We start from the raw sequence: 19,626 nt of genomic DNA, 5'->3' as shown, positions 1-19,626 counted from the left end.
ATTTATTTTTAATGATTCTAAATAAAAACATGATTTTTATCGTGTTTTACACTTAATAGTAAAAATGTATTGTAAAATAAAAGCCGGAAGAAATACATCTTCCGACTCTATAAATGTGAATAATAGTCTAATAAACCTTATTTTTTAATGAATTTTGATTGAATGGTTTTTCCATCAGCAGTTTCTATCACAATAAAATAAACACCAGTCTTCAGATTGCTGATATTGAATTTTTGTCCGTTTGGTTTACCTTCTATGATTTTCTGACCAGATGAAGCGTAGATTTTGACGTTTTTAAGATCTTTTTTCGATACAAATTCCAGAGAAGTATTATCTGAATTGACAACGAATTTAACCTCTTCTTTTGAAAATTTCTTATCATTTACTCCTAATGAAGCAGCTGTATCGTACACTACATCATCAATCTGGATGGCAGTATGAACAGAAGTAGGTGTAAATTTAAATACAATGTAAGAGGAAGAAGAAGCCGGAATGTTTACACTTATACTTTTAATCGCTCCAATAGTGGTTACAGTAGCTGGATCACCTACCGGCACAAATGTACCCATATCCGCAGGGTTAGAGGCAAGACCTACCTGAATAGTTCCCGTACCGGGAGATGGATCTACCAAAGTTGCATTGAATGTAACGGTCTTATCTCCCGATGGAGCCTGTATCTGAGGAGAGATTAAATATGATGACCCCGTAGGATTAGTCCCTGAATAAGACTGAACAGCTCTGTTGGCAGTTCCCGCCACTATCATTCTTGGCGGAACGGGTGGTGGTCCTGGTATCGTTACCATAGGAGCTGTTATTGCAGACCAGCCAAACTGTGGGAACGTAGTGTTTCCAATCGTAAAGTTATCAAAGTTTTCATGGATGGTAGGCACCTGAGCCTTAGCTGTAAAAGCGGTAAACATCAGAGTTCCTAAAAGTAATTTTAATTTCATAAGTCAATCTTTATTTAGAATTATTATACAAAAGTATATATTTATTTTTAATGATTCTAAATAAAAGTTTTATATTTGTCGAAATTTTTACCCTTATGAAGAAGAAAGTGCTTTCCATTCTTACATTATCCATTGCTTTTTGGATGAATGCACAAGAAAAGGATTCTCTTAATCAAAAGAAAATTGAAGAAGTTGTCATCACGGGGCAATACATGCAGCGATCCATCAACAAATCCATATATAAGGTTGAAGTAATAGATGCTGAACAGATCAAAAACATGGCGGCTACCAATGTGGCTGATGTTTTAAATCAAAGTCTTAACATTCAAATCACTCCGGATACACGTTCAGGAAACTCTACTGCCAATATGATGGGGCTGGATGGAAGCTATGTAAAAATCCTTATTGATAATATTCCCGTTGTAGGAGATACAGGTTTAGGAAGTAATATTGACCTTACCAAGTTATCCCTGAACAACATTGAAAGAATCGAGATTGTGAAGGGAAGCATGGGGGTAGAATATGGAAACGGTGCACTTGCCGGAGTTATCAATATTATTACCAAAAAGAGCAGTTCAAAAAAGATCAGTATCAGGGCTTCTTCTCAGGAAGAAACGGTGAGAAATAATTACGATATTAAAAAGAAAGGAAACGGAAGACATATCCAGAATGTTAACTTAGATTATAATATTGACAATAACTGGTTTGCGAATATCAACTTTAACCATAATCAGTTTATGGGCTATGAAGGAGATAAAAAAGGCTATAAATATTTTGAAAACGATCTGAAAAGAGGATACGAATGGAATCCTAAAGATCAATACGATGCCTCTGCCCTGATCCGATATACAAAGAACAAAACTTCTTTATACTATAAACTTTCTTACCTGAATGAGAAATTTAATTTCTATAATCCGGAAGTGAATGTAGATCCTCTGAATGATGGAAATGGCGGCGCTTTATACAGAAGTTATGACCGAGAATATAATACGAGCAGATGGATTCATCAGTTTAATATTCAGACCCATCTGGGGCATATCCAGTATATGGGAGATTTTTCTTACCAGACTCAGGATAGAAAGTTTCAGGATTATAATTATGATATTCCTAACAGATCGGTCTTAGATAAAGAAGAGGAGCGTTCTTACTATAAAACGAATGTCTTCTATTCAAGAGGGATGTTCAGTAATTTCCTTGATAGTAAAACCTTTGATTTTCAATTGGGATATGAATTAGATTATACGGATGGTTTTGCTTCATTAATTGCCGGAAAGTTTTTTGAGAAAGCCATCAACAGAACGTTATTTACCTACTCAAACTTTATTTCAGGAGAATGGAATATTTCTGATAAATTCTCAGTAAGACCCGGAGCCAGACTTTCAGTGAGTGAAAAATTCAATAATCAGTTTAATTATTCACTTTCTGCAAGATATAAAACGTCTGAAAATTCAAATTTAAGACTCGTTGCAGGTACCGCAAATCGTTTTCCTACTTACGAAGAGCTTTATACATTTTTTGTAAATCTAAATCATGACATTCAGGGAAATCCTGATCTGACCCCAGAGAAAGGTTTTTCTACAGGAGCATTCTGGGATCAGAGTTTCGTAACGGGTAATGATTGGAAGATCGCATATAGCGTAAGTGGTTTATACCTTGATGTGTGTGACAAAATTGAGATGATGCTTATAAAAGAGCCTTCTACTTACCAGTTCAGGAATATGGATAAATATAGAAATATGTTGTTCTCAGCCAATGTAGATTTTAAAAAAGATCAGTTTGGACTTTCCTTAAGAAGTGCTTTAGGAGGAACTTCTGTAGCCATGAAATCAATGTATCATACTTCACCTACCGATTATCAGTTCCAGTTTCAGGCAGGAGCAGCAGCCAACTATAAACTGAAAAATCCGGGAACTTCATTTGCCCTTTACTATAAATATACAGGACCAGGAAGGTTGTATGTTTTTGAAAATGAACAAAATGGATTTAAGCTTGGGAAAACAGACGGTTTCCATATGATGGATTTTATTGTAAGCCAGCCTTTCTGGAAAGATCATCTGGAACTTTCAGCCGGAGTTAAAAATATCTTTGATGTTACCAGTATCAATTCTACGGCTATGAAGGCAGATGCTCATGCTACTACTGCTCCTACAGGTGTCGTGAATTTATATTATGGCAGAAGTTACTTTGCCAGATTAACCTTTCAATTTTAAATAATAAATTACTATGAAGTATTTAAAAATATTCTCTATCCTTTCCGTAATGCTAGCTGCACAGTCTTGTGTTTCTGCTGACGAGGATAAAGTTCCGGCACCGCCTATCGCAGGTTCTTCAGTGGATGTTCCGGTAGGAGGAGCTACTGAACCGAATCAGGTCTGGATTGATCTGAGTGATATGGCGAAAGGTGAAAAGGAACCCAGAAAAACAGTTAATAGACGAACAGACTGGAGTCTTGGATTCTATACCGGTGAAGATTTCAGGGTAATCATCAACGGGTCTCTTGCCATGACAGTAATCAAAATACCTAATGCTACCGATATCAGTAAAGTAAAAGAATCCGATATTACCAATCTAAAGGAAATTGCCCAGGTAGGAACATTTGATGCTGAAAACATGAAGTATGTGGACAATCCGAATGGTAATTTCTTAACACAGACCACAGGAATTGATCCTATTAAAGAAAACGATGCGGATAATCCTGTGTATCTTGTCAATTTAGGAAGAGAAATTCCGGCTGTCTCCAATATCGGTCCAGGTTCAGTTTCCTTATCCGGAGATTTGATAGGATGGAAAAAAGTTCAGATTCTTAGGGCTGCCAACGGATACAAAATTCGTTATGGTGATGTAAAAAACGGAAGCAAAATTGAAGAATATATCATTGCCAAAGATCCAGAATATAATTTTGCCTTTTTCAATCTTAAAACAGGAATGCCTGCAAAGATCCATCCTAAGAAAAAAAGCTGGGATATTGGATTTACAACCTTTACCAATGAAGTATTTATGGGACCGGGAAATAGTGCAGGAAGTTATTTTTATGCAGATTTCGTAACCATTAATACGCTTGAAGGAGTAGGAGCATATCAGGTAAATGTTACCGGAAATCTTGAGCAGGCATATGCAGCATTTAAATTAAAGGATGTTGACCCAAACAAATTTATTTTCAATGATCACAGAGCTATCGGAGATAAATGGAGAACGACTACCGGAACGTCAGATAACCCTGTTCCGTTTGTATACTCAGATCGTTTCTTTATTCTGAAAGATACCAATGGCTTTTATTTTAAAGTGAAATTCCGTTCCATGAAAAGCAAAGCAGGAGAACGTGGTTTCACAAGCTTTGACTTCGATCCATTATAATAAATCAAATAATAGTATATCATGAAGAAATTTATCCTTGCAGCTTCTGTTCTTGTAGCAGTATACTCTTGCAAAAAAGAAGAAGGTGCGAAAAAAGAAAATACAACGGAAGCTACTTCTGATGCTCCGAAAACCAACAATAAAATAGTTTCCCTTAGTGGTGGAATTACTGAAATCGTAAGTGCTTTAGGTCACGAAAAAGAAATCGTGGGAACGGATGTTACCAGTACTTATCCTGAAAGCTTAAAATCAACAGCTAAAGATTTGGGACATGTAAGGTCTATGACTATTGAGCCGATTATGGCTGTAAGTCCCACCCTGATCCTTGCTTCAGATAAAGATATCAATCCTGAATTATTAGGGAAAATTAAAACCTCAGGGATTAAAGCAGAAATTTTCAAGCAGGAATATACCGTTGAAGGAACTAAAAAGCTGATTGAAGACGTTGCAAAAGCAGTAGGGAATACAGATTATCAAAAATTAAACGATAAAATAGACGCAGATCTTAAACAAGTACAGCCACTTGCTAAAAAACCGAAAGTATTGTTCATCTACGCAAGAGGAAATATGCTGATGGTTGCCGGTAAAAACACACCGATGGCTTCATTAATCAACCTTGCTGGAGGTGAAAATGCAGTGAATGATTTTGAAGATTTTAAACCATTGACTCCGGAAGCCGTTGTAAAAGCTAACCCAGATGTACTCTTTTTCTTTGAAACAGGATTACAGGGAGCAGGAGGAAACGAAGGCGCACTTAAAATGCCGGGTGTTTCCCAAACCAATGCCGGAAAAAATAAGAAGATCATCGCGATGGATGGAGGATTAGTGTCAGGTTTTGGACCGAGACTAGGAGAAGCAGCAGTAGGATTAAACAAACTTTTAATTGAAAACACAAAGTAAACTATACTTTTATCTTACCATAAGTGCCATATTGCTGGTTATTCTGGCTGTTGTGGCACTTTATATCGGCGTTTACGATTTTAATGGTGTCTCACCATTTACCGTATTAAGCCAATTTATAAAAGGTGACCCGAATTTATCGTTGAGTGACAAATATGTAATCTGGGACGTAAGAACCTCCAGAATTATCATGGCAATCCTGATAGGAAGTATGCTGGCTGTTTCAGGAACTACCTTACAAGGTTTATTTAAAAATCCTTTGGCAACGGGTGAAGCAATTGGGCTAACGTCGGGAGCTACACTTCTGGCAGCTTTTGCTATCGTTTTGGGAGGACACTTTAAGCAATATCTTCCCGAAATCGTGCAGTTTTCCTTAGTAGGAATCTCAGCTTTCATCGGAGCTTTACTTGCCATGATGCTGGTGTACAGAATTTCTACAAGCGCAGGAAAAACAAACGTTGTCATGATGCTGTTAAGCGGAGTAGCAATTACTTCCATAGGTTTCTCAATTACGGGATTCCTGATCTATATTTCAAAAGATGAGCAGTTGAGAGATCTGTCATTCTGGAATATGGGAAGCCTTGCAGCGGCAACCTGGACCAAGAATATTGTTTTGGTAGTGGTAATGATCATTTCTTACCTCGTTTTATTACCAAAAGGAAAAGCTTTGAATGCAATGATGCTAGGAGAAAGAGACGCACAGCACTTAGGAATCAATGTAGAAAGACTGAAAAAACAGATTGTGATTATCACTTCTCTGATGATAGGAACCTGTGTGGCATTTTCTGGGACTATAGGTTTTGTAGGGCTTATTGTACCTTACATTTTAAGACTTTTATTTAAGTCAAACTATGTTTTTATTTTGCCATTGTCTGCTATTTTAGGAAGCATTTTGCTTTTAATTGCAGATACCATCAGCAGGAGTATTGTAGCACCATCCGAACTGCCGATTGGTATTTTAACCTCACTGATCGGAGGACCTATTTTTATTGCTATTTTAATTAAATTTAAAAAATCTCTCTAATGATAAAAGCACATCAGATCAATTATCTTCACAGGAATTTTAAAATTCTTGACAGTGTAGATGTATCATTAGGCTATGGAGAATTTTTAGCAATTGTTGGTCCTAACGGAGCAGGAAAGTCCAGCCTTTTAAGTGTTCTTGCCAATGAAGTAAAAGAAGGAAAAACCAATATTTTATTTAAAGAAAAACCTATTGCAGATTGGGATGTAAAAGAATTGTCTCAGCACAAATCCAAATTTTCCCAACATAATTCTAATGAGATCCCTTTACAGGTAAAAGATGTAGTGATGATGGGAAGGTATCCTTATTTTGATGCTCAGCCGGGAAAGGAAGATTTTGAAGCCATGAATAATATGATGTATGAAACAGACGTTTTTCATTTGAAAGACAGAGATTATAACACATTATCAGGTGGAGAAAAGCAACGTGTTCATCTCTCAAGAGTAATGGCTCAGCTGCAAAATAATATTACGCATAAGCTGGTATTTTTGGATGAGCCATTAAACAATTTGGATGTAAAACACCAATATAAAGCATTGGAAATTATTAAAAATTTTACCCAAAAAGCCAATAGTGCGATTGTAGTTTTACATGATCTGAACCTTGCTGCTCAGTTTGCAGATAAGATACTCTTAATGAAATCAGGAAAGGTATCTGCCTATGGAACACCGGAAGAAGTTTTTACAGCCGAAACGATAAGTAAAGCCTACAATTTTCCATGTACCATTTGCGGACACCCTATTACCAATAACCCAATGATCATTTTTGGATAACCATGGAAAAAGAAGAACTAAAAATCCTTGCACAAAATCTTGCCAATCCCCAGGGAGAAAAAGGTATAGAAATCGGTGAAATGATGAATGCCACTAATATCGGCATGACATTAGAAAGTATCAGAACCCTTTTGGTAGAAGACGATGAAAAGATCCTTGAAATAGGACATGGAAATGCAGGACACGTACAGAATATTCTGAATCTTGCCCAAGGTCTGAAGTACACAGGAATCGATATTTCCGAAACCATGCATAAAGAAGCCAAAAAACTCAATAAAAAATTCGGAGATAATGCTGGCTTTGTACTGTATGAAGGGAAAAAGCTCCCGTTTGAGGATGAGACTTTTGATAAAATATTCACTGTAAATACGGTTTACTTCTGGGAAAATCCTGTAGAATTTTTAAATGAAATCTATAGAGTTTTAAAAGATAGCGGGACGTTCGTTCTTACTTTCGGGCAAAAAGATTTCATGGAGAAACTTCCGTTTACAGCCTATAATTTTACCCTGTACAACAATGATGAAATGGAACAACTTATTTCCCAAAGCTATTTTAAAAGAATGAAGGCTTCTGAAAAAGAAGAACAGATAAAAAGCAAAACAGGAAACGAAACAATACAAAGAATTTATACAATTTTAACCATAAAAAAATAAGATAATGAGCACATTAGTTAATGATTTAAAGGAGAAATGGGAAGCTCTGAAAGCAGAAAATCCACACATAAGAATAAGAAATGCTGCCGCACAATTAGGAGTAAGTGAAGCCGAATTATTAGTGACAAGCATAGGAGAAGAGGTAGTGGTTTTGAACCCTGATTTTCCCGGAATTCTTACTGAAGCAGAACAATTGGGAAAAGTAATGGCGCTTACCCGCAATGATGAATGTGTTCATGAAAGAAAAGGAATCTATCAGAACGGCGATTTCAGCAGCCCTCATGCTCAGCTTTTCGTTGGAGAAGATATTGATCTTAGAATCTTCCTTAACCACTGGAAATTCGCATTTGCAGTAATAGAAGGAGACAAAAAAAGTCTTCAGTTCTTCGGTAAAGACGGGTTGGCTTTGCATAAGATCTATTTAACAAAGAATAGTAACGACGATGCTTTCAGTGCAATTGTTGAGAAATTCAGAGCGGAAGATCAGAGTGAGGCTTTTACTTTTGAAGCTGTAGCTCCGAAGCAGGCTGAAAAACCAGATGCTGAAATAGATGTAGAAGGATTCAAAAAAGCATGGACTGAGTTAAAAGATACTCACGATTTCTTCATGATGACCAGAAAATTCGGTGTAAGCAGAACACAGTCTTTAAGATTGGCACCAGAAGGATTTACCAAGAAAATTGATAATTCCAAAGTGGTGAATATCCTTGAAGATGCTTCTGAAAAGAACACTCCGATCATGATTTTCGTCGGAAACAGAGGAATTATCCAGATTCATACTGGAAATGTAAAGAAAACACTTTGGCACCAGCAGTGGTTCAATGTAATGGATCCGGATTTCAACCTTCATCTGGATGTAACGAAAATTGCTGAAGCATGGATCGTTAAAAAACCAACAGAAGATGGAGAAGTTACAGCCGTTGAGGTATTCAACAAAGAAGGAGACTTTATTGTTCAGTTTTTCGGAAAAAGAAAGCCGGGAATTCCTGAACTTCAAGAATGGAAAGATCTTGTGGCAACACTTGATAATTAATAATTAGATGATTTGAATAAGACCGTTTTGTTTGTAAATTCAAAGCGGTCTTTTTTATGGAAAAAAGAGAAATGGTTATTGATGCCAGATATTTATGTAATTTGTGGTTAAATTAAATTGTAAGATATAAAATGAAGAATATTTTCATCGCGATATTGCTTGCAGGCTTCTGTTCTTTAAGTGCTCAGGACTTTAAAGCATATCAATTTTATGACAAAAAAGGAAAGGAAATAAAAACTGATAAATTAGTGAAGGAATTAGCGGACTACGACGTTGTTTTCTTCGGAGAAAATCATAACAGCTCTATCAATCACTGGCTTCAGCTTAAAATTACCGAAGCTTTATATGAAAAGAAAAACGGACAGCTTATTCTGGGAGCAGAAATGTTTGAAAGAGATAATCAGTCTCAGCTAAACCAATATTTAAGCGGAAAATTTGATGCAAAAACATTAAAAGATTCAGCCCGTTTATGGAATAATTATGCAACCGATTATAAACCTTTAGTAGATTTTGCTAAAAACAAAAAAATAAGCTTTATTGCAACCAATATTCCCAGAAGATATGCATCCCAGACAGCAAAAGAAGGTCTGGAATCTCTAAACAGATTAACTGAAAAGGAGAAAACCTATATTGCTAAGTTGCCCATCAAAGTAAGTCTGGATACTCCCGGATATAGAGAAATGAAAGCCATGATGGGAGATCATGCCGAAGGAACAAAAGTGATGAATTTCATCTCCGCACAAGCAACAAAAGATGCTACAATGGCAGAATCTATCCTGAAAAATATTCAACAGGGTAAAACTTTCATTCATTATAACGGAAACTATCACAGTAAAGAATTTGGCGGAACTTATTGGTACATCAAACAGAAAAATCCGAACCTGAAAATGGCTGTCATTTCTGTTTTTGAATCAGAAGATCCGGAACTGAAAGTACCTTTAAAAGATTATATTCCAACAGAATTTAATCTCATTATTCCGGCAGATATGACGAAGACTTTTTAATCATTATTATTTCTCACCAGATCATGTGAATTTCGCAGGATTTTTAATAGAATTTTTGTCATGCCGTAGAAATCCAGCCAAGCTGTTTTTATCCGGCTATGATCAGACTTTTGCAAAATAAATATTATCAAAATAATATAGAATTCGATATAAGCGGGCTTTAGCCCGCTTTTTATATTCAAAAAAGGAAACGGATTTAGCTAAAACTAAAAAAACGACATAATTCTCCATCTTTCTTCCACAATTTCTACCTTTGTACTACATTCAATCCAAATGAAAAAATTATCCATTCTATTTATACTTGTTGTTGGTTTATTTAATGCCCAAAAACTAACCTCCGGTGAATTATCAATCATTAATCAGGGTGATGTAAACACTGCGTTACCTATTTATCAGACTACAGATGATCATCAGCATAAAACATTGCTGAATCTTTCTTCAGAAATTAATCCTATAGATCCTCATACGGCAGTGCTGGTAAAAAGAATGAAAGAATCGCTTCTTTCCACAGATGGGGGAGTAGGAATAGCGGCGCCACAGGTGGGAATCAATAGAAAAGTAATCTGGGTACAGCGTTTTGATAAAGAAGGAACGCCTTTGGAATACTTTATTAATCCGGTGATTGTATGGAGATCTGATATACAGAATCTTGGTCCGGAAGGCGATCTTTCCATTCCGGATTTCAGAGACCAGTTTTACAGAAGTAAAGTCATTCAGCTGGAATATGTAGATTTAAAGGGTCAGAAGTACTCAGAAATTGTAGAGGGCTTCACAGCGGTTATTTTCCAGCACGAAATTGATCACCTTTTCGGAATTCTGATTTCCGATAAAAAACAAAAAGAGAAAAATGATTCTTATAAAAAAATAGATGCTTATCAAAAAAATGACTTGAATAAAAGATAAGCACTAGTCTCTTAAAACAAGATATTGTAGAAATTTGCGTTTTAGAAAACATTATAAAATACAAAATGATCTGTTTCGAATCCGAAACAGATCATTTCATAAATATGATTAAAAAAATTGGATTAACCGTTGTTTGTTACTGAAAGTTTTACTTCAATATTATTTCTTGTTGCATTAGAGTAAGGGCAGATCTGGTGAGCTTTCTCCGTTAAACTTTGTGCTTCTTCAAGAGAAACTCCCGGAATATTCACATCAAGCTCTACAGCTAATCCAAAGCCTCCGTTTTCAATTTGTCCAATGCTTACCTGAGCAGCAACTGTTGTTTCACCAGTTTGTACTTTTCCTAAACTGATTACTCTGTTCAATGCGCTGTCAAAACATGCAGAATATCCTGCAGCAAAAAGCATTTCCGGATTCGTGAATTCATCATTCGCTCCACCTAATGCTTTAGGCATTTTTACTTCAAGGTCCAAAACTCCGTTTTCACTTTTTACATGACCGTTTCTTCCTCCTGTAGCAGTAACTTTTGTTGTATATAAGATTTTCATTTATTTTTCGATTTTATTTAATATTTTAAGGACTGTTTCCTTTAATTCTAACAATTCCTCCGGTTGTATGCCTATTTTTTCCTGAATTTTCCCCGGAATTGCACATGCCTTTTTCTGCAGCTCCTTTCCGGCATCAGCTAGAAATACTTCAACCACTCTTTCGTCCTCTTTTTTACGTTTTCTTACTATAAAACCTTTGGTTTCAAGTCTTTTAAGAAGTGGAGTTAATGTTCCGCTATCCAGGAATAATTTTTCCCCGATGTGGCTTACCGTAAGTCCGTCACCATTCCATAATACCATCATTACAAGGTATTGAGGATAGGTAATGTCAAGCTCATCAAGAAAAGGACGGTAAAGCCCTGTGATTTCCTTGGCAATTACATATAATGGGAAACAGATTTGGTTTTCTAATTTTGGGGTATTTGAATTTTCCATAAGTTGAGGTACGAAAGATTCGTGAAGGTATTACTTTTTAATGATAAACTCGTCCATTGGAATACGAACTTTTTTCATAGAAGACAGCCAGTCATTAGCTTCATCACGATATCCAAGGTATAAAAGACTTACACTTTTTAATCCTAATTCTTTTAATCCAAGTACCTCGTCTACTACCGCATTACTGAAGCCTTCTGCCGGTGTGCTGTCAATTTTAAGTTCAGCTGCCTGTGCAAGGGCAATCCCTAAAGCTATATAAGTTTGACGTGCTGTATGAGCAAAATGTTCCTCAGGTGTTTGTGCTCCGTATATTTCTTTGATTTTATCAGTATAGCTGCTGAAACGCCCTCTTGGAAGATCTCTTACGTCAGTGTGATAATCATAAACTTTGTCTATTTTCTCATTAGAATAGCTATCCCAGGCTGCAAAAACCAAAACATGGGAAGAATCTCTCATCACTTCAGGATTTAGAGCTCCGGCAACCATTTTTTCTTTTAGCTCCTGATTTTCCACTACAATAACGCGGAAAGGCTGTAATCCTGATGAGGTAGGAGCAAGTCTTGTTGCTTCAAGGATCTTATTTAAATCTTCTGTTGATACTTTTTTTGTAGGATCATATGCTTTTACGGCATGTCTCCAGTTTAAGTTTTCTATTAATGACATTTTCTTTTTGGTTTTTAAATTAAACTATTTCCGTCATTTTTCTTGAATTTGATAATGCATAATAAAAATGACATTGCAAATATACATAAATTTATATTGTGTACAATTTAATTTTGAGAAATTTTATTTCCAGCAATTTTATTTTTCCTAAAAAAAGATGGGAAAAATTGTGAAAAAAATTAGCATTGATACCAAAAAATATCTGTAATATTGTTTTACAAAAAAATACAAACGATGCAAAAATTTAAAAACAAAACTGCCTTGATCACTGGCGGAACCAACGGAATGGGGTTTGCCACAGCCCAACGATTTATTGAAGAAGGCGGAACTGCAATTATTACGGGAAGAAGTGAAGAAACAGTGAATAAAGCCTTACAACAGCTAGGAGACAGAGCGTATGGCATAGTATCAGATTCAGGAAATATTAAAGATCTCATGAATCTACAACAAGAAGTTAAGAACTATACGGAAGAGATAGATTTGCTTTTTGCCAATGCAGGATACGCAAAATTTACCTCTATCGAAGAAGTTAAAGAAGATGAGTTTGATGAACTTTTTAATGTATTGGTGAAAGGACCTTTTTTTACTGTTCAACAAATATTGCCGTTAATGAAACGAGGAAGTTCAGTTATTTTCACTACCTCTGTGGTTACAGAATTTGCCAAACAGAATTTTTCGATATATTCTGCGGCAAAATCTGCTGTACAATCTTTCATTAAAACATTTGCATTAGAACTTACAGAAAAAGGCATCCGTGTAAATGCAGTAAGCCCCGGCGCTATTAAAACAAATACTTTTAGCAATACAGGCTTAACTACGGAACAAATTGAAAGTGCTGTTCAGGATATGATCCCGACAATACCTTTTAAAAGACAGGGTGAACCTATTGAAATTGCTAATGTTGTATTATTCCTGGCATCAGATGAAGCTTCTTATATTCACGGAGCGGAAATCAAAGTAGACGCAGGAATATCGGTGATAAGATAAGACGTTGATAGAAATTACTTCACCTCATTGATCTCTTTGATCATATTAGTCTTACTTTCAACCCCTATATTATAGGTTTTACCTTTCTTGAAGCTTAGATTTACCTTTTCCATCATGGTTTTATAATCCGGAGATTTTTTTGAAAGATAAAATACCTGTGCACTTATTCCAATAGCTACCCGTACCACTTCTTTCGGTTGATCAGGATCTTCAAGGATATTGTTGATGGTGGCATTATTATACCAGATGAGTTTCTGAGACTCAGAATGGGATGAACAGGATGTGATCATGGTAAACAGTATTAATAAATAAATCCAGGCTTTCATAATAGTAAATTATTAAGTAAAAAGCTCCTGCAATATATGAATAAATGCAGGAGCTATATAAAAAGTTAGTTAGAATCCACAATGTGCAGTACTAGGTACCGGCGCTGAACAGCCTGAAAGTGCTGAGAATGCCGTTAATGTACAGTTGGTATTTACCAGATTGTTATCATATAATAAAGATCCTGATGTACTTCTGTAATATACGTTTCCAGGTGTATTAGCATATGAAGAAACAGAAGTAGAACCGCAAGTAGAGTTGGTACATGCCGCTCTCCATGCTGTATCTGTGATGGGACCAGTAGAATTTAATGAAGGATCTATAATTCTTTTTTCCACAACTCCGGAAGCATTTTTAAAGCTTACCAGAATAGCAACGTGATAAACCCATGATACACAGCACGTACCGGTAGAAGCTCTTAAATTACCATATACGAATTGCTTTTCACATTCATATCCGGCATTGTTCAGGATTTGTCTCATTTTGTGCGCTCTTGCATAGCATCCGTCTACAGGATATCTGAAAGTGATGCAAGGCGAAGATGCTGTAGTAGTTCCACAAGATTGATTTTTAATTTGAGTGAATAAACTGTTTAAAGTTGCCAGATCAGGAATTACACTTGCCAGTCTGTTGGCAGCTCCTTTTTCAGTTTTTACCTCTTTTGTAAAGGTAGACTTAAAGAAACGAACATCTTCCATGGTAGGGCTTTCCACTTTTGCAATCTCATTGGAATTACCTTTAAGGGAAATACGAACAGGAGATTCATTTTTCACAGCCTCGCTGATCATGAAAATGTAGACTTCATTTTCCTTGGTATCTTTAATCATATAAGGCTGCGCTGAAAGAATAAATGAGACTTTAAACTTATCACCTTCTTTATCAATCCCTACCGGAACAGTTCTTCCAAAGTCTTTCATTACAATTTCCTTGGATTCGGAATTTACGACTTCCTGATTGGCGCTTGATTCTGAACAGGAATTAATAGATAGTACTGATACAAATACCATCAGGGATAGCAAAATTTTTTTCATAGTTTTTAATATTTTGGTGGTTAAAAATGTACACTAAATAACAAATTCTTATTCACTATTTAGTGATATTAAAATTATGAAAAAATAAAACATATGCAAGAAATTTTTACAAAAAAATATTAAACTGAATAAAATTGTGAAGTTTTATTTCAAATAAAAGGATATGATAGCTTTACAATACAGTAGCTTCAAACTATTATATATTTTTTATTCTGCCCCTTAATGAGTTATAATAATGCGATAAACCTAGTTTCCTAATATAAGTTTATCCTTGTACCTGTTGTACTTTGTATGGATTATGGATAAAAAAATGTCCCTATGCATCATTATTTCAGATCCATAGGGAAAGTATGTTTTGTTGGGGGTTATTTGTAGATCAGTTCAGCCTGGAAAACATCAGCAAAATGCTTTCTGATTTTAGCTTTTATATCTTCCATTTCTTCAGGAGTCAATTCTCTTTCAAGTTCTCTTTTTAAAGAAGTTACCTGCTTATCTTTGATCCCACATGGAATAATATATTCAAAATAACGCATATCGGTATTGATATTTAAAGCAAATCCGTGCAAAGTAACCCATCGGGAAGCTTTTACCCCCATTGCACAGATCTTTCTGGCATAAGGTTTACCTACATCCAGCCATACTCCTGTTTCACCCGGGGAACGTTCTCCTTTAAGACCATATTCACCAATTGTTCTGATGATAACCTCTTCCAGATTTCTCATATATAAATGAATGTCTGTAAAGAAATTTTCAAGATCAAGAACGGGATATCCTACGATCTGCCCAAAGCCGTGATAAGTAATATCTCCGCCGCGATTGGTTTTTACATAGGTAGCTTCAAGTTCTTTTAACTTATCAATCCCGGCAAGCATATTCTCTTCATGACCACTTTTTCCAAGAGTGTACACATGGGGGTGTTCTACAAAAAGAAGGTGGTTGGGAGTCGTAATATGCTCTTCTGCAGGTAAGTCTCTGTTTTTTATTTTGGTGTCAATAATATCCTTCATCAGTTTTTCCTGATAATCCCAAGCGGGCTGATATTCTTTGATTCCTAAATCTTCAAATTCTACTGCTTTATTTTGATTTGTATTCATTTCAATTTTTGATATACAAATTTAGTGAATTTTACCCTTTTATGGAATGGATAAAATCTATGGCATTTTTTTTCCAATCTTTATCCTGCAGAAGAACGTTCACAAAAGCAGTTCCAATGATTCCGCCGTCTGCTTTTTCAGTTACATTATCAAAATCATTCTTTGATTTGATCCCGAATCCTATCATGACAGGGTTTTTAAGAGGAAGATCTGCTAATCTGGACAGATAATTTTCGTTTTTTAAAACTGTATTTTCATTTCCGGTAGTAGAAGAGGAGCTTACTGCATAAAGGAAACCTGAGCTTAAAGAATCCAGATATTGTACCCTCTCATCCGAAGTTTCCGGAGTCACTAAAAATGTGAAATTAAGATGGTATTGTTTCAGGATATGCTGATAATTTTTCTTAAATTCAATAGGTGGAAGGTCAGGAAGAATTAAACCCGAAACACCACTTTCCGAACATTCTTTGCAGAATTTTTCAAATCCAAAACTCAATACCGGATTGATATATCCCATCAGGATAATAGGAATATTGATTTTATCCTTAATTGTTTTCAACTGTGAGAAAAGTTTTTCGATGGTCATTCCGTTCTGTAATGCCAGTTCGTGTGCTTTTTGAATCACAGGACCGTCTGCTACGGGATCAGAATAAGGCATTCCGATCTCAATCATATCTGCTCCGGACTCCTGAATCAGTTGTATAATGTCTGCAGTATCTTCCAGTTGTGGAATTCCTGCGGTGAAATATATGTTTAGTTTTTTCATTTTGTATTAAATTGATGATGCTAAAAATCGTTTATTGATACTTTTATAAATTTTTCAGGTAAGTTTCCATATCCTTGTCTCCACGACCACTCAAACAGATAACTACCACATCATTTTCATTGAATGTTTTTTTATCTAAAACAGCAAGTGCATGTGAACTTTCCAATGCAGGAATGATTCCTTCCAGTTTCGTTAATTCAAAAGCACATTTTAAAGCTTCATCATCATTAATACTGAAAAACTCAGCTCTTTTTTCCTGAAATAAATGAGCATGAAAAGGTCCGATTCCCGGGTAATCAAGTCCGGCAGAAATGGAATGGGGTTCAATGACCTGTCCGTCTTCAGTCTGCATCACAAGGCTTTTACTTCCGTGAAGAACACCTAATGTTCCTAAGAAGGTAGTAGCAGCAGACTTTCCTGAATCTACTCCTAAACCACCGGCTTCCGCAGCAATGATTTTTACATCTTTTTCTTCTACAAAATGATAAAATGTTCCGGCAGCATTGCTTCCTCCACCTACACAGGCAATTACATAATCAGGGTTTTCTCTCCCGATTTTCTCATTCAATTGCTCCTTGATTTCTTTTGAAATGACACTTTGAAATCGCGCCACAAGATCCGGGAATGGATGAGGTCCTACCACACTTCCAATCACATAATGAGTAGTAACCGGATTATTGATCCAATCTCTTAAAGCTTCATTCACCGCATCTTTTAATGTTTTTGAACCTGATGTAGCGGCAATGACTTGTGCCCCAAGCATTTTCATTCTTGCTACATTGGGAGCTTGCCTTTGGATATCAATTTCACCCATATAAACGATGCACTCAAGACCAAGTAAGGCGCATGCCGTCGCAGTGGCAACTCCATGCTGTCCGGCTCCGGTCTCAGCAATGATTCTTGTTTTCCCAAGACGTTTTGCCAGAAGAACCTGTCCCAAAGCATTATTGATTTTGTGAGCTCCGGTATGGTTCAGGTCTTCACGTTTTAAGTAGATCTGAGTATTGTATTTTTTACTTAGATTTTTAGCAAAATAGAGTGGAGTAGCTCTTCCTACATAGTTTTTCAGTAGATCCTGATATTCATTCTGAAAGTCTTCAGATTCTATAATTTCAAGATAGTTCTTTTGTAATTCTTCTACATTCGGATAAAGCATTTCGGGGATAAAAGCACCTCCAAATTCTCCATAATATCCGTGTTCATCAGGGTTTTTATAATTCATTTCTTTATTCTTTAGTAATTAAATAAGCGTTATTGTCTGTACTCAGCGTACTTAGTTGTTCTTTTTTCTCCTGAGAGATATGAAATAGTAAAATATCATCGTCTTCAGAATTGATCCATTCGGAGCCTGCATTTTCTTTGATAGACTTTGCCTTATCATATAATATTTCAATAGCACATTTCTCATAGAAAGGACGAAGGTCTTCATGACAAAAACCAATTGTTTCCATCTTTCGCTGAGTAACATTTTCTTTAAAATACTCTACCAGCTGAGCTCCAAATCCTTTTTTCTTCTGCGCAGCCAACAAACCTACAGCTTCTGCAAATGCATATTGTTTCCCCGAAATTTCCAGCGTAAAGTCAAAATTAAGACGAATAACAGCAAGAATTTTTTCATGAGCATCCACCAGAAAATGAAATTCGGAATCTTTGAAAAATGTTCGAAAAAAGGCAGTTTTCATCGTATTCCATGCAGAAATATCCCAAAGCTGAAGGATATGTTCTATTTCCTGTTCTGTTAATTCATTGGTTTGTTTTATCTGATATTTCATGATTTGTTATATAATAATCAAAGTTAGTAAAGAGTCCCAAAGGGACGATTTAATCTACAGGAAAGGATGGAATCCTTTTTTTCAATGTCATCAATGTCATCAATTTATCCATATATCAACGTATCAATAACGTATCAATAAATTCCATAATATCAATCCCATAAAAATTTTTCATCATAATCCATTTGATGTTTTTCCAGCATTCCAACAAATTCATTTTTAAAATCCTGTTTTTGATGATGTTGGCGTTGATTTTTAATATATTTTGTTACAATATAAACATCCTTTTCACCCACAGAAAACGCACCATAACCATCCTGCCAAAAGAAATTCTCATATTTCTTACCTTTCGTTTTGATCCATTTTGAAGAATGCGCCTTTATTTCCTGAACCAATTTCATTAATGCAATCTTCCTGGACAATCTGCAAAGAATATGAATATGATTGTCTGTTCCTCCGACCTGTAATGCATAGCTTTCAAAATCTTTACATAATGTGGCGATGTAGGCATACAATTCTTTTTCTATGTTTTCATCGATAAAATCATTCCTGTATTTTGTACTGAATACGATGTGGACGTAATTTTTGACTAATGATTGCGGCATGTTTTTGTGTTTTTTGGTGGTTTGTATTTATATTGTCACGAATGGTTTATCATTAATATTAATTGGAATGTTTCCAATTCTGGGTTAAATCGTCCCGTTGGGAATCATAGGGATGATTGTTTTGAATGTTTTTATTTTATCTATATTTTTATTGCCTGGATTTATTTCAAATTTTGAATTGATATCTAACACGAAAGGTTTTTGGCGTAATGATTCAATATTTTTAATGTTTTCTTCTGAAATGCCGCCACTCAGGAAATAGGGTAAAGGAATTTCAAATTCATTCAATACATCCCAGTTAAACTGTTGTCCAGTTCCGCCAAATGACTTGCTGTCTGTGTCAAATAAATAATAGTCAGTGGGTTGTGTGTTGTAGGTTGTTGTTTGGCTGAAAATCTGTTCTATTTTCTTTCTGTTTTCAATCATGTCATTCCCGATTCTGATAACCTTTATGATTTTAATATCAGAAGGTAATTTTTCTCTTAGATTATTCATGACGTTCTTATCTTCATCACCATGTAACTGAATAAAATTAAGGCTTGCTTTTGTAGCTATTTCTACAATTTTATCTACCGTTTCATTGACAAAAACTCCCACTTTTCCCTGATGGTCAATTCTTGAAATATCGTTAAGACTCAAATGGTTCAAAACATATCTCGGCGATTTTTCATAGAAGATAAAACCTAAAAAATCTACTTTCATGGAAATCAATTCCTGAATTTGTTCCGGATTTGTCAATCCACAGACTTTGAGTTGAGGAAAAGTACTGTTTGCTCGCTGTTGATTCATAGCTGTTGATTTTTAATA

General features: G+C 35.6%; 22 protein-coding genes. 10 read left to right on the top strand and 12 right to left on the bottom strand.

Features of this window, described 5'->3' with window-relative positions; translation table 11 throughout:
- Nucleotides 1–137: 137 nt before the first annotated feature.
- Complete coding sequence (locus tag AC5YGG_RS03425; RefSeq protein ID WP_496143033.1) at nucleotides 138–950, bottom strand: choice-of-anchor J domain-containing protein; 813 nt, start codon at nucleotides 948–950, stop codon at nucleotides 138–140.
- Between the two features lie 95 nt (nucleotides 951–1,045).
- Here AC5YGG_RS03425 and AC5YGG_RS03420 point away from each other — a divergent pair, with 95 nt between their 5' ends.
- The 9 genes from AC5YGG_RS03420 to AC5YGG_RS03380 all read left to right on the top strand — a co-directional run bounded on the left by AC5YGG_RS03420 (nucleotide 1,046) and on the right by AC5YGG_RS03380 (nucleotide 10,594).
- Nucleotides 1,046–3,160 (top strand): TonB-dependent receptor plug domain-containing protein, encoded by a 2,115-nt coding sequence (locus tag AC5YGG_RS03420; protein WP_496143032.1) that lies wholly within the window; start codon nucleotides 1,046–1,048, stop codon nucleotides 3,158–3,160.
- A gap of 13 nt (nucleotides 3,161–3,173) precedes the next feature.
- A complete protein-coding gene (locus tag AC5YGG_RS03415) occupies nucleotides 3,174–4,304 on the top strand; it encodes an HmuY family protein (RefSeq protein WP_496143031.1) in 1,131 nt (376 codons plus the stop codon).
- A 21-nt stretch (nucleotides 4,305–4,325) separates the two neighbouring features.
- Nucleotides 4,326–5,204, top strand: a complete 879-nt coding sequence (locus tag AC5YGG_RS03410) for a heme/hemin ABC transporter substrate-binding protein (RefSeq protein WP_496143029.1) — start codon at nucleotides 4,326–4,328, stop codon at nucleotides 5,202–5,204.
- Nucleotides 5,188–6,228 carry a FecCD family ABC transporter permease gene (locus AC5YGG_RS03405; protein WP_496143028.1) on the top strand — a complete coding sequence of 347 codons (1,041 nt, stop codon included), beginning with the start codon at nucleotides 5,188–5,190 and terminating at the stop codon, nucleotides 6,226–6,228. The genes AC5YGG_RS03410 and AC5YGG_RS03405 overlap by 17 nt, the downstream gene beginning before the upstream one ends.
- Nucleotides 6,228–7,001: a heme ABC transporter ATP-binding protein gene (locus tag AC5YGG_RS03400; RefSeq protein WP_496143027.1), complete on the top strand. Its 774-nt coding sequence runs from the start codon at nucleotides 6,228–6,230 to the stop codon at nucleotides 6,999–7,001. The genes AC5YGG_RS03405 and AC5YGG_RS03400 overlap by 1 nt, the downstream gene beginning before the upstream one ends.
- Before the next feature lie 2 nt (nucleotides 7,002–7,003).
- Nucleotides 7,004–7,654, top strand: coding sequence for a class I SAM-dependent methyltransferase (locus tag AC5YGG_RS03395; RefSeq protein WP_496143026.1), 651 nt, complete (start codon nucleotides 7,004–7,006; stop codon nucleotides 7,652–7,654).
- 4 nt (nucleotides 7,655–7,658) lie between these two features.
- Entirely contained in the window at nucleotides 7,659–8,687 is a 1,029-nt protein-coding gene (locus AC5YGG_RS03390; RefSeq protein ID WP_496143025.1) for a hemin-degrading factor, read from the top strand.
- Nucleotides 8,688–8,818: 131 nt separating this feature from the next.
- Nucleotides 8,819–9,691 (top strand): ChaN family lipoprotein, encoded by an 873-nt coding sequence (locus tag AC5YGG_RS03385; RefSeq protein ID WP_496143024.1) that lies wholly within the window; start codon nucleotides 8,819–8,821, stop codon nucleotides 9,689–9,691.
- Between the two features lie 273 nt (nucleotides 9,692–9,964).
- Nucleotides 9,965–10,594: a peptide deformylase gene (locus AC5YGG_RS03380; protein ID WP_496143023.1), complete on the top strand. Its 630-nt coding sequence runs from the start codon at nucleotides 9,965–9,967 to the stop codon at nucleotides 10,592–10,594.
- A 122-nt stretch (nucleotides 10,595–10,716) separates the two neighbouring features.
- Here the strand turns inward: AC5YGG_RS03380 and AC5YGG_RS03375 are convergent, their stop codons facing one another.
- The 3 genes from AC5YGG_RS03375 to AC5YGG_RS03365 are packed head-to-tail and all read right to left on the bottom strand — an operon-like array spanning nucleotide 10,717 to nucleotide 12,240.
- Complete coding sequence (locus AC5YGG_RS03375; RefSeq protein WP_496143022.1) at nucleotides 10,717–11,142, bottom strand: organic hydroperoxide resistance protein; 426 nt, start codon at nucleotides 11,140–11,142, stop codon at nucleotides 10,717–10,719.
- Nucleotides 11,143–11,577, bottom strand: coding sequence for a MarR family winged helix-turn-helix transcriptional regulator (locus AC5YGG_RS03370; protein WP_496143021.1), 435 nt, complete (start codon nucleotides 11,575–11,577; stop codon nucleotides 11,143–11,145).
- Between the two features lie 30 nt (nucleotides 11,578–11,607).
- Nucleotides 11,608–12,240 (bottom strand): NAD(P)H-dependent oxidoreductase, encoded by a 633-nt coding sequence (locus AC5YGG_RS03365; protein WP_496143020.1) that lies wholly within the window; start codon nucleotides 12,238–12,240, stop codon nucleotides 11,608–11,610.
- 234 nt (nucleotides 12,241–12,474) lie between these two features.
- Here AC5YGG_RS03365 and AC5YGG_RS03360 point away from each other — a divergent pair, with 234 nt between their 5' ends.
- Nucleotides 12,475–13,227, top strand: coding sequence for an SDR family oxidoreductase (locus AC5YGG_RS03360; protein ID WP_496143019.1), 753 nt, complete (start codon nucleotides 12,475–12,477; stop codon nucleotides 13,225–13,227).
- 14 nt (nucleotides 13,228–13,241) lie between these two features.
- Here AC5YGG_RS03360 and AC5YGG_RS03355 read toward each other — a convergent pair whose 3' ends face one another.
- From AC5YGG_RS03355 to AC5YGG_RS03320, 8 genes are all read right to left on the bottom strand, one after another.
- Nucleotides 13,242–13,553: a hypothetical protein gene (locus AC5YGG_RS03355; protein ID WP_496143018.1), complete on the bottom strand. Its 312-nt coding sequence runs from the start codon at nucleotides 13,551–13,553 to the stop codon at nucleotides 13,242–13,244.
- A gap of 69 nt (nucleotides 13,554–13,622) precedes the next feature.
- Nucleotides 13,623–14,582: a protein-glutamine glutaminase gene (locus AC5YGG_RS03350; RefSeq protein ID WP_496143017.1), complete on the bottom strand. Its 960-nt coding sequence runs from the start codon at nucleotides 14,580–14,582 to the stop codon at nucleotides 13,623–13,625.
- Between the two features lie 365 nt (nucleotides 14,583–14,947).
- Nucleotides 14,948–15,676: a lipoyl(octanoyl) transferase LipB gene (gene lipB, locus AC5YGG_RS03345; protein ID WP_076553947.1), complete on the bottom strand. Its 729-nt coding sequence runs from the start codon at nucleotides 15,674–15,676 to the stop codon at nucleotides 14,948–14,950.
- 31 nt (nucleotides 15,677–15,707) lie between these two features.
- Nucleotides 15,708–16,442, bottom strand: coding sequence for a tryptophan synthase subunit alpha (gene trpA / locus AC5YGG_RS03340; RefSeq protein WP_496143016.1), 735 nt, complete (start codon nucleotides 16,440–16,442; stop codon nucleotides 15,708–15,710).
- 43 nt (nucleotides 16,443–16,485) lie between these two features.
- Entirely contained in the window at nucleotides 16,486–17,664 is a 1,179-nt protein-coding gene (gene trpB, locus AC5YGG_RS03335) for a tryptophan synthase subunit beta (protein ID WP_496143015.1), read from the bottom strand.
- Nucleotides 17,665–17,668: 4 nt separating this feature from the next.
- Nucleotides 17,669–18,214: a GNAT family N-acetyltransferase gene (locus AC5YGG_RS03330; protein WP_496143014.1), complete on the bottom strand. Its 546-nt coding sequence runs from the start codon at nucleotides 18,212–18,214 to the stop codon at nucleotides 17,669–17,671.
- A gap of 152 nt (nucleotides 18,215–18,366) precedes the next feature.
- Complete coding sequence (tnpA, locus tag AC5YGG_RS03325; RefSeq protein WP_496143013.1) at nucleotides 18,367–18,819, bottom strand: IS200/IS605 family transposase; 453 nt, start codon at nucleotides 18,817–18,819, stop codon at nucleotides 18,367–18,369.
- Nucleotides 18,820–18,903: 84 nt separating this feature from the next.
- On the bottom strand, nucleotides 18,904–19,608 hold the full coding sequence (locus tag AC5YGG_RS03320; protein WP_496143012.1) for a phosphoribosylanthranilate isomerase: 705 nt from the start codon (nucleotides 19,606–19,608) through the stop codon (nucleotides 18,904–18,906).
- Nucleotides 19,609–19,626: the final 18 nt, after the last annotated feature.

This window comes from Chryseobacterium sp. CS2K3, from assembly GCF_059515185.1.
This window is presented reverse-complemented; position numbering and strand designations above follow the sequence as displayed.

Excerpts from the sequence above, each read along its gene's own strand:
- AC5YGG_RS03425 (WP_496143033.1), bottom strand. The coding sequence starts at position 950 with ATGAAATTAAAATTACTTTTAGGAACTCTGATGTTTACCGCTTTTACA.
- AC5YGG_RS03420 (WP_496143032.1), top strand. The coding sequence starts at position 1,046 with ATGAAGAAGAAAGTGCTTTCCATTCTTACATTATCCATTGCTTTTTGG.
- AC5YGG_RS03415 (WP_496143031.1), top strand. The coding sequence starts at position 3,174 with ATGAAGTATTTAAAAATATTCTCTATCCTTTCCGTAATGCTAGCTGCA.
- AC5YGG_RS03410 (WP_496143029.1), top strand. The coding sequence starts at position 4,326 with ATGAAGAAATTTATCCTTGCAGCTTCTGTTCTTGTAGCAGTATACTCT.
- AC5YGG_RS03400 (WP_496143027.1), top strand. The coding sequence starts at position 6,228 with ATGATAAAAGCACATCAGATCAATTATCTTCACAGGAATTTTAAAATT.
- AC5YGG_RS03395 (WP_496143026.1), top strand. The coding sequence starts at position 7,004 with ATGGAAAAAGAAGAACTAAAAATCCTTGCACAAAATCTTGCCAATCCC.
- AC5YGG_RS03390 (WP_496143025.1), top strand. The coding sequence starts at position 7,659 with ATGAGCACATTAGTTAATGATTTAAAGGAGAAATGGGAAGCTCTGAAA.
- AC5YGG_RS03385 (WP_496143024.1), top strand. The coding sequence starts at position 8,819 with ATGAAGAATATTTTCATCGCGATATTGCTTGCAGGCTTCTGTTCTTTA.
- AC5YGG_RS03380 (WP_496143023.1), top strand. The coding sequence starts at position 9,965 with ATGAAAAAATTATCCATTCTATTTATACTTGTTGTTGGTTTATTTAAT.
- AC5YGG_RS03375 (WP_496143022.1), bottom strand. The coding sequence starts at position 11,142 with ATGAAAATCTTATATACAACAAAAGTTACTGCTACAGGAGGAAGAAAC.
- AC5YGG_RS03370 (WP_496143021.1), bottom strand. The coding sequence starts at position 11,577 with ATGGAAAATTCAAATACCCCAAAATTAGAAAACCAAATCTGTTTCCCA.
- AC5YGG_RS03365 (WP_496143020.1), bottom strand. The coding sequence starts at position 12,240 with ATGTCATTAATAGAAAACTTAAACTGGAGACATGCCGTAAAAGCATAT.
- AC5YGG_RS03360 (WP_496143019.1), top strand. The coding sequence starts at position 12,475 with ATGCAAAAATTTAAAAACAAAACTGCCTTGATCACTGGCGGAACCAAC.
- AC5YGG_RS03355 (WP_496143018.1), bottom strand. The coding sequence starts at position 13,553 with ATGAAAGCCTGGATTTATTTATTAATACTGTTTACCATGATCACATCC.
- AC5YGG_RS03350 (WP_496143017.1), bottom strand. The coding sequence starts at position 14,582 with ATGAAAAAAATTTTGCTATCCCTGATGGTATTTGTATCAGTACTATCT.
- lipB (WP_076553947.1), bottom strand. The coding sequence starts at position 15,676 with ATGAATACAAATCAAAATAAAGCAGTAGAATTTGAAGATTTAGGAATC.
- trpA (WP_496143016.1), bottom strand. The coding sequence starts at position 16,442 with ATGAAAAAACTAAACATATATTTCACCGCAGGAATTCCACAACTGGAA.
- trpB (WP_496143015.1), bottom strand. The coding sequence starts at position 17,664 with ATGAATTATAAAAACCCTGATGAACACGGATATTATGGAGAATTTGGA.
- AC5YGG_RS03330 (WP_496143014.1), bottom strand. The coding sequence starts at position 18,214 with ATGAAATATCAGATAAAACAAACCAATGAATTAACAGAACAGGAAATA.
- tnpA (WP_496143013.1), bottom strand. The coding sequence starts at position 18,819 with ATGCCGCAATCATTAGTCAAAAATTACGTCCACATCGTATTCAGTACA.
- AC5YGG_RS03320 (WP_496143012.1), bottom strand. The coding sequence starts at position 19,608 with ATGAATCAACAGCGAGCAAACAGTACTTTTCCTCAACTCAAAGTCTGT.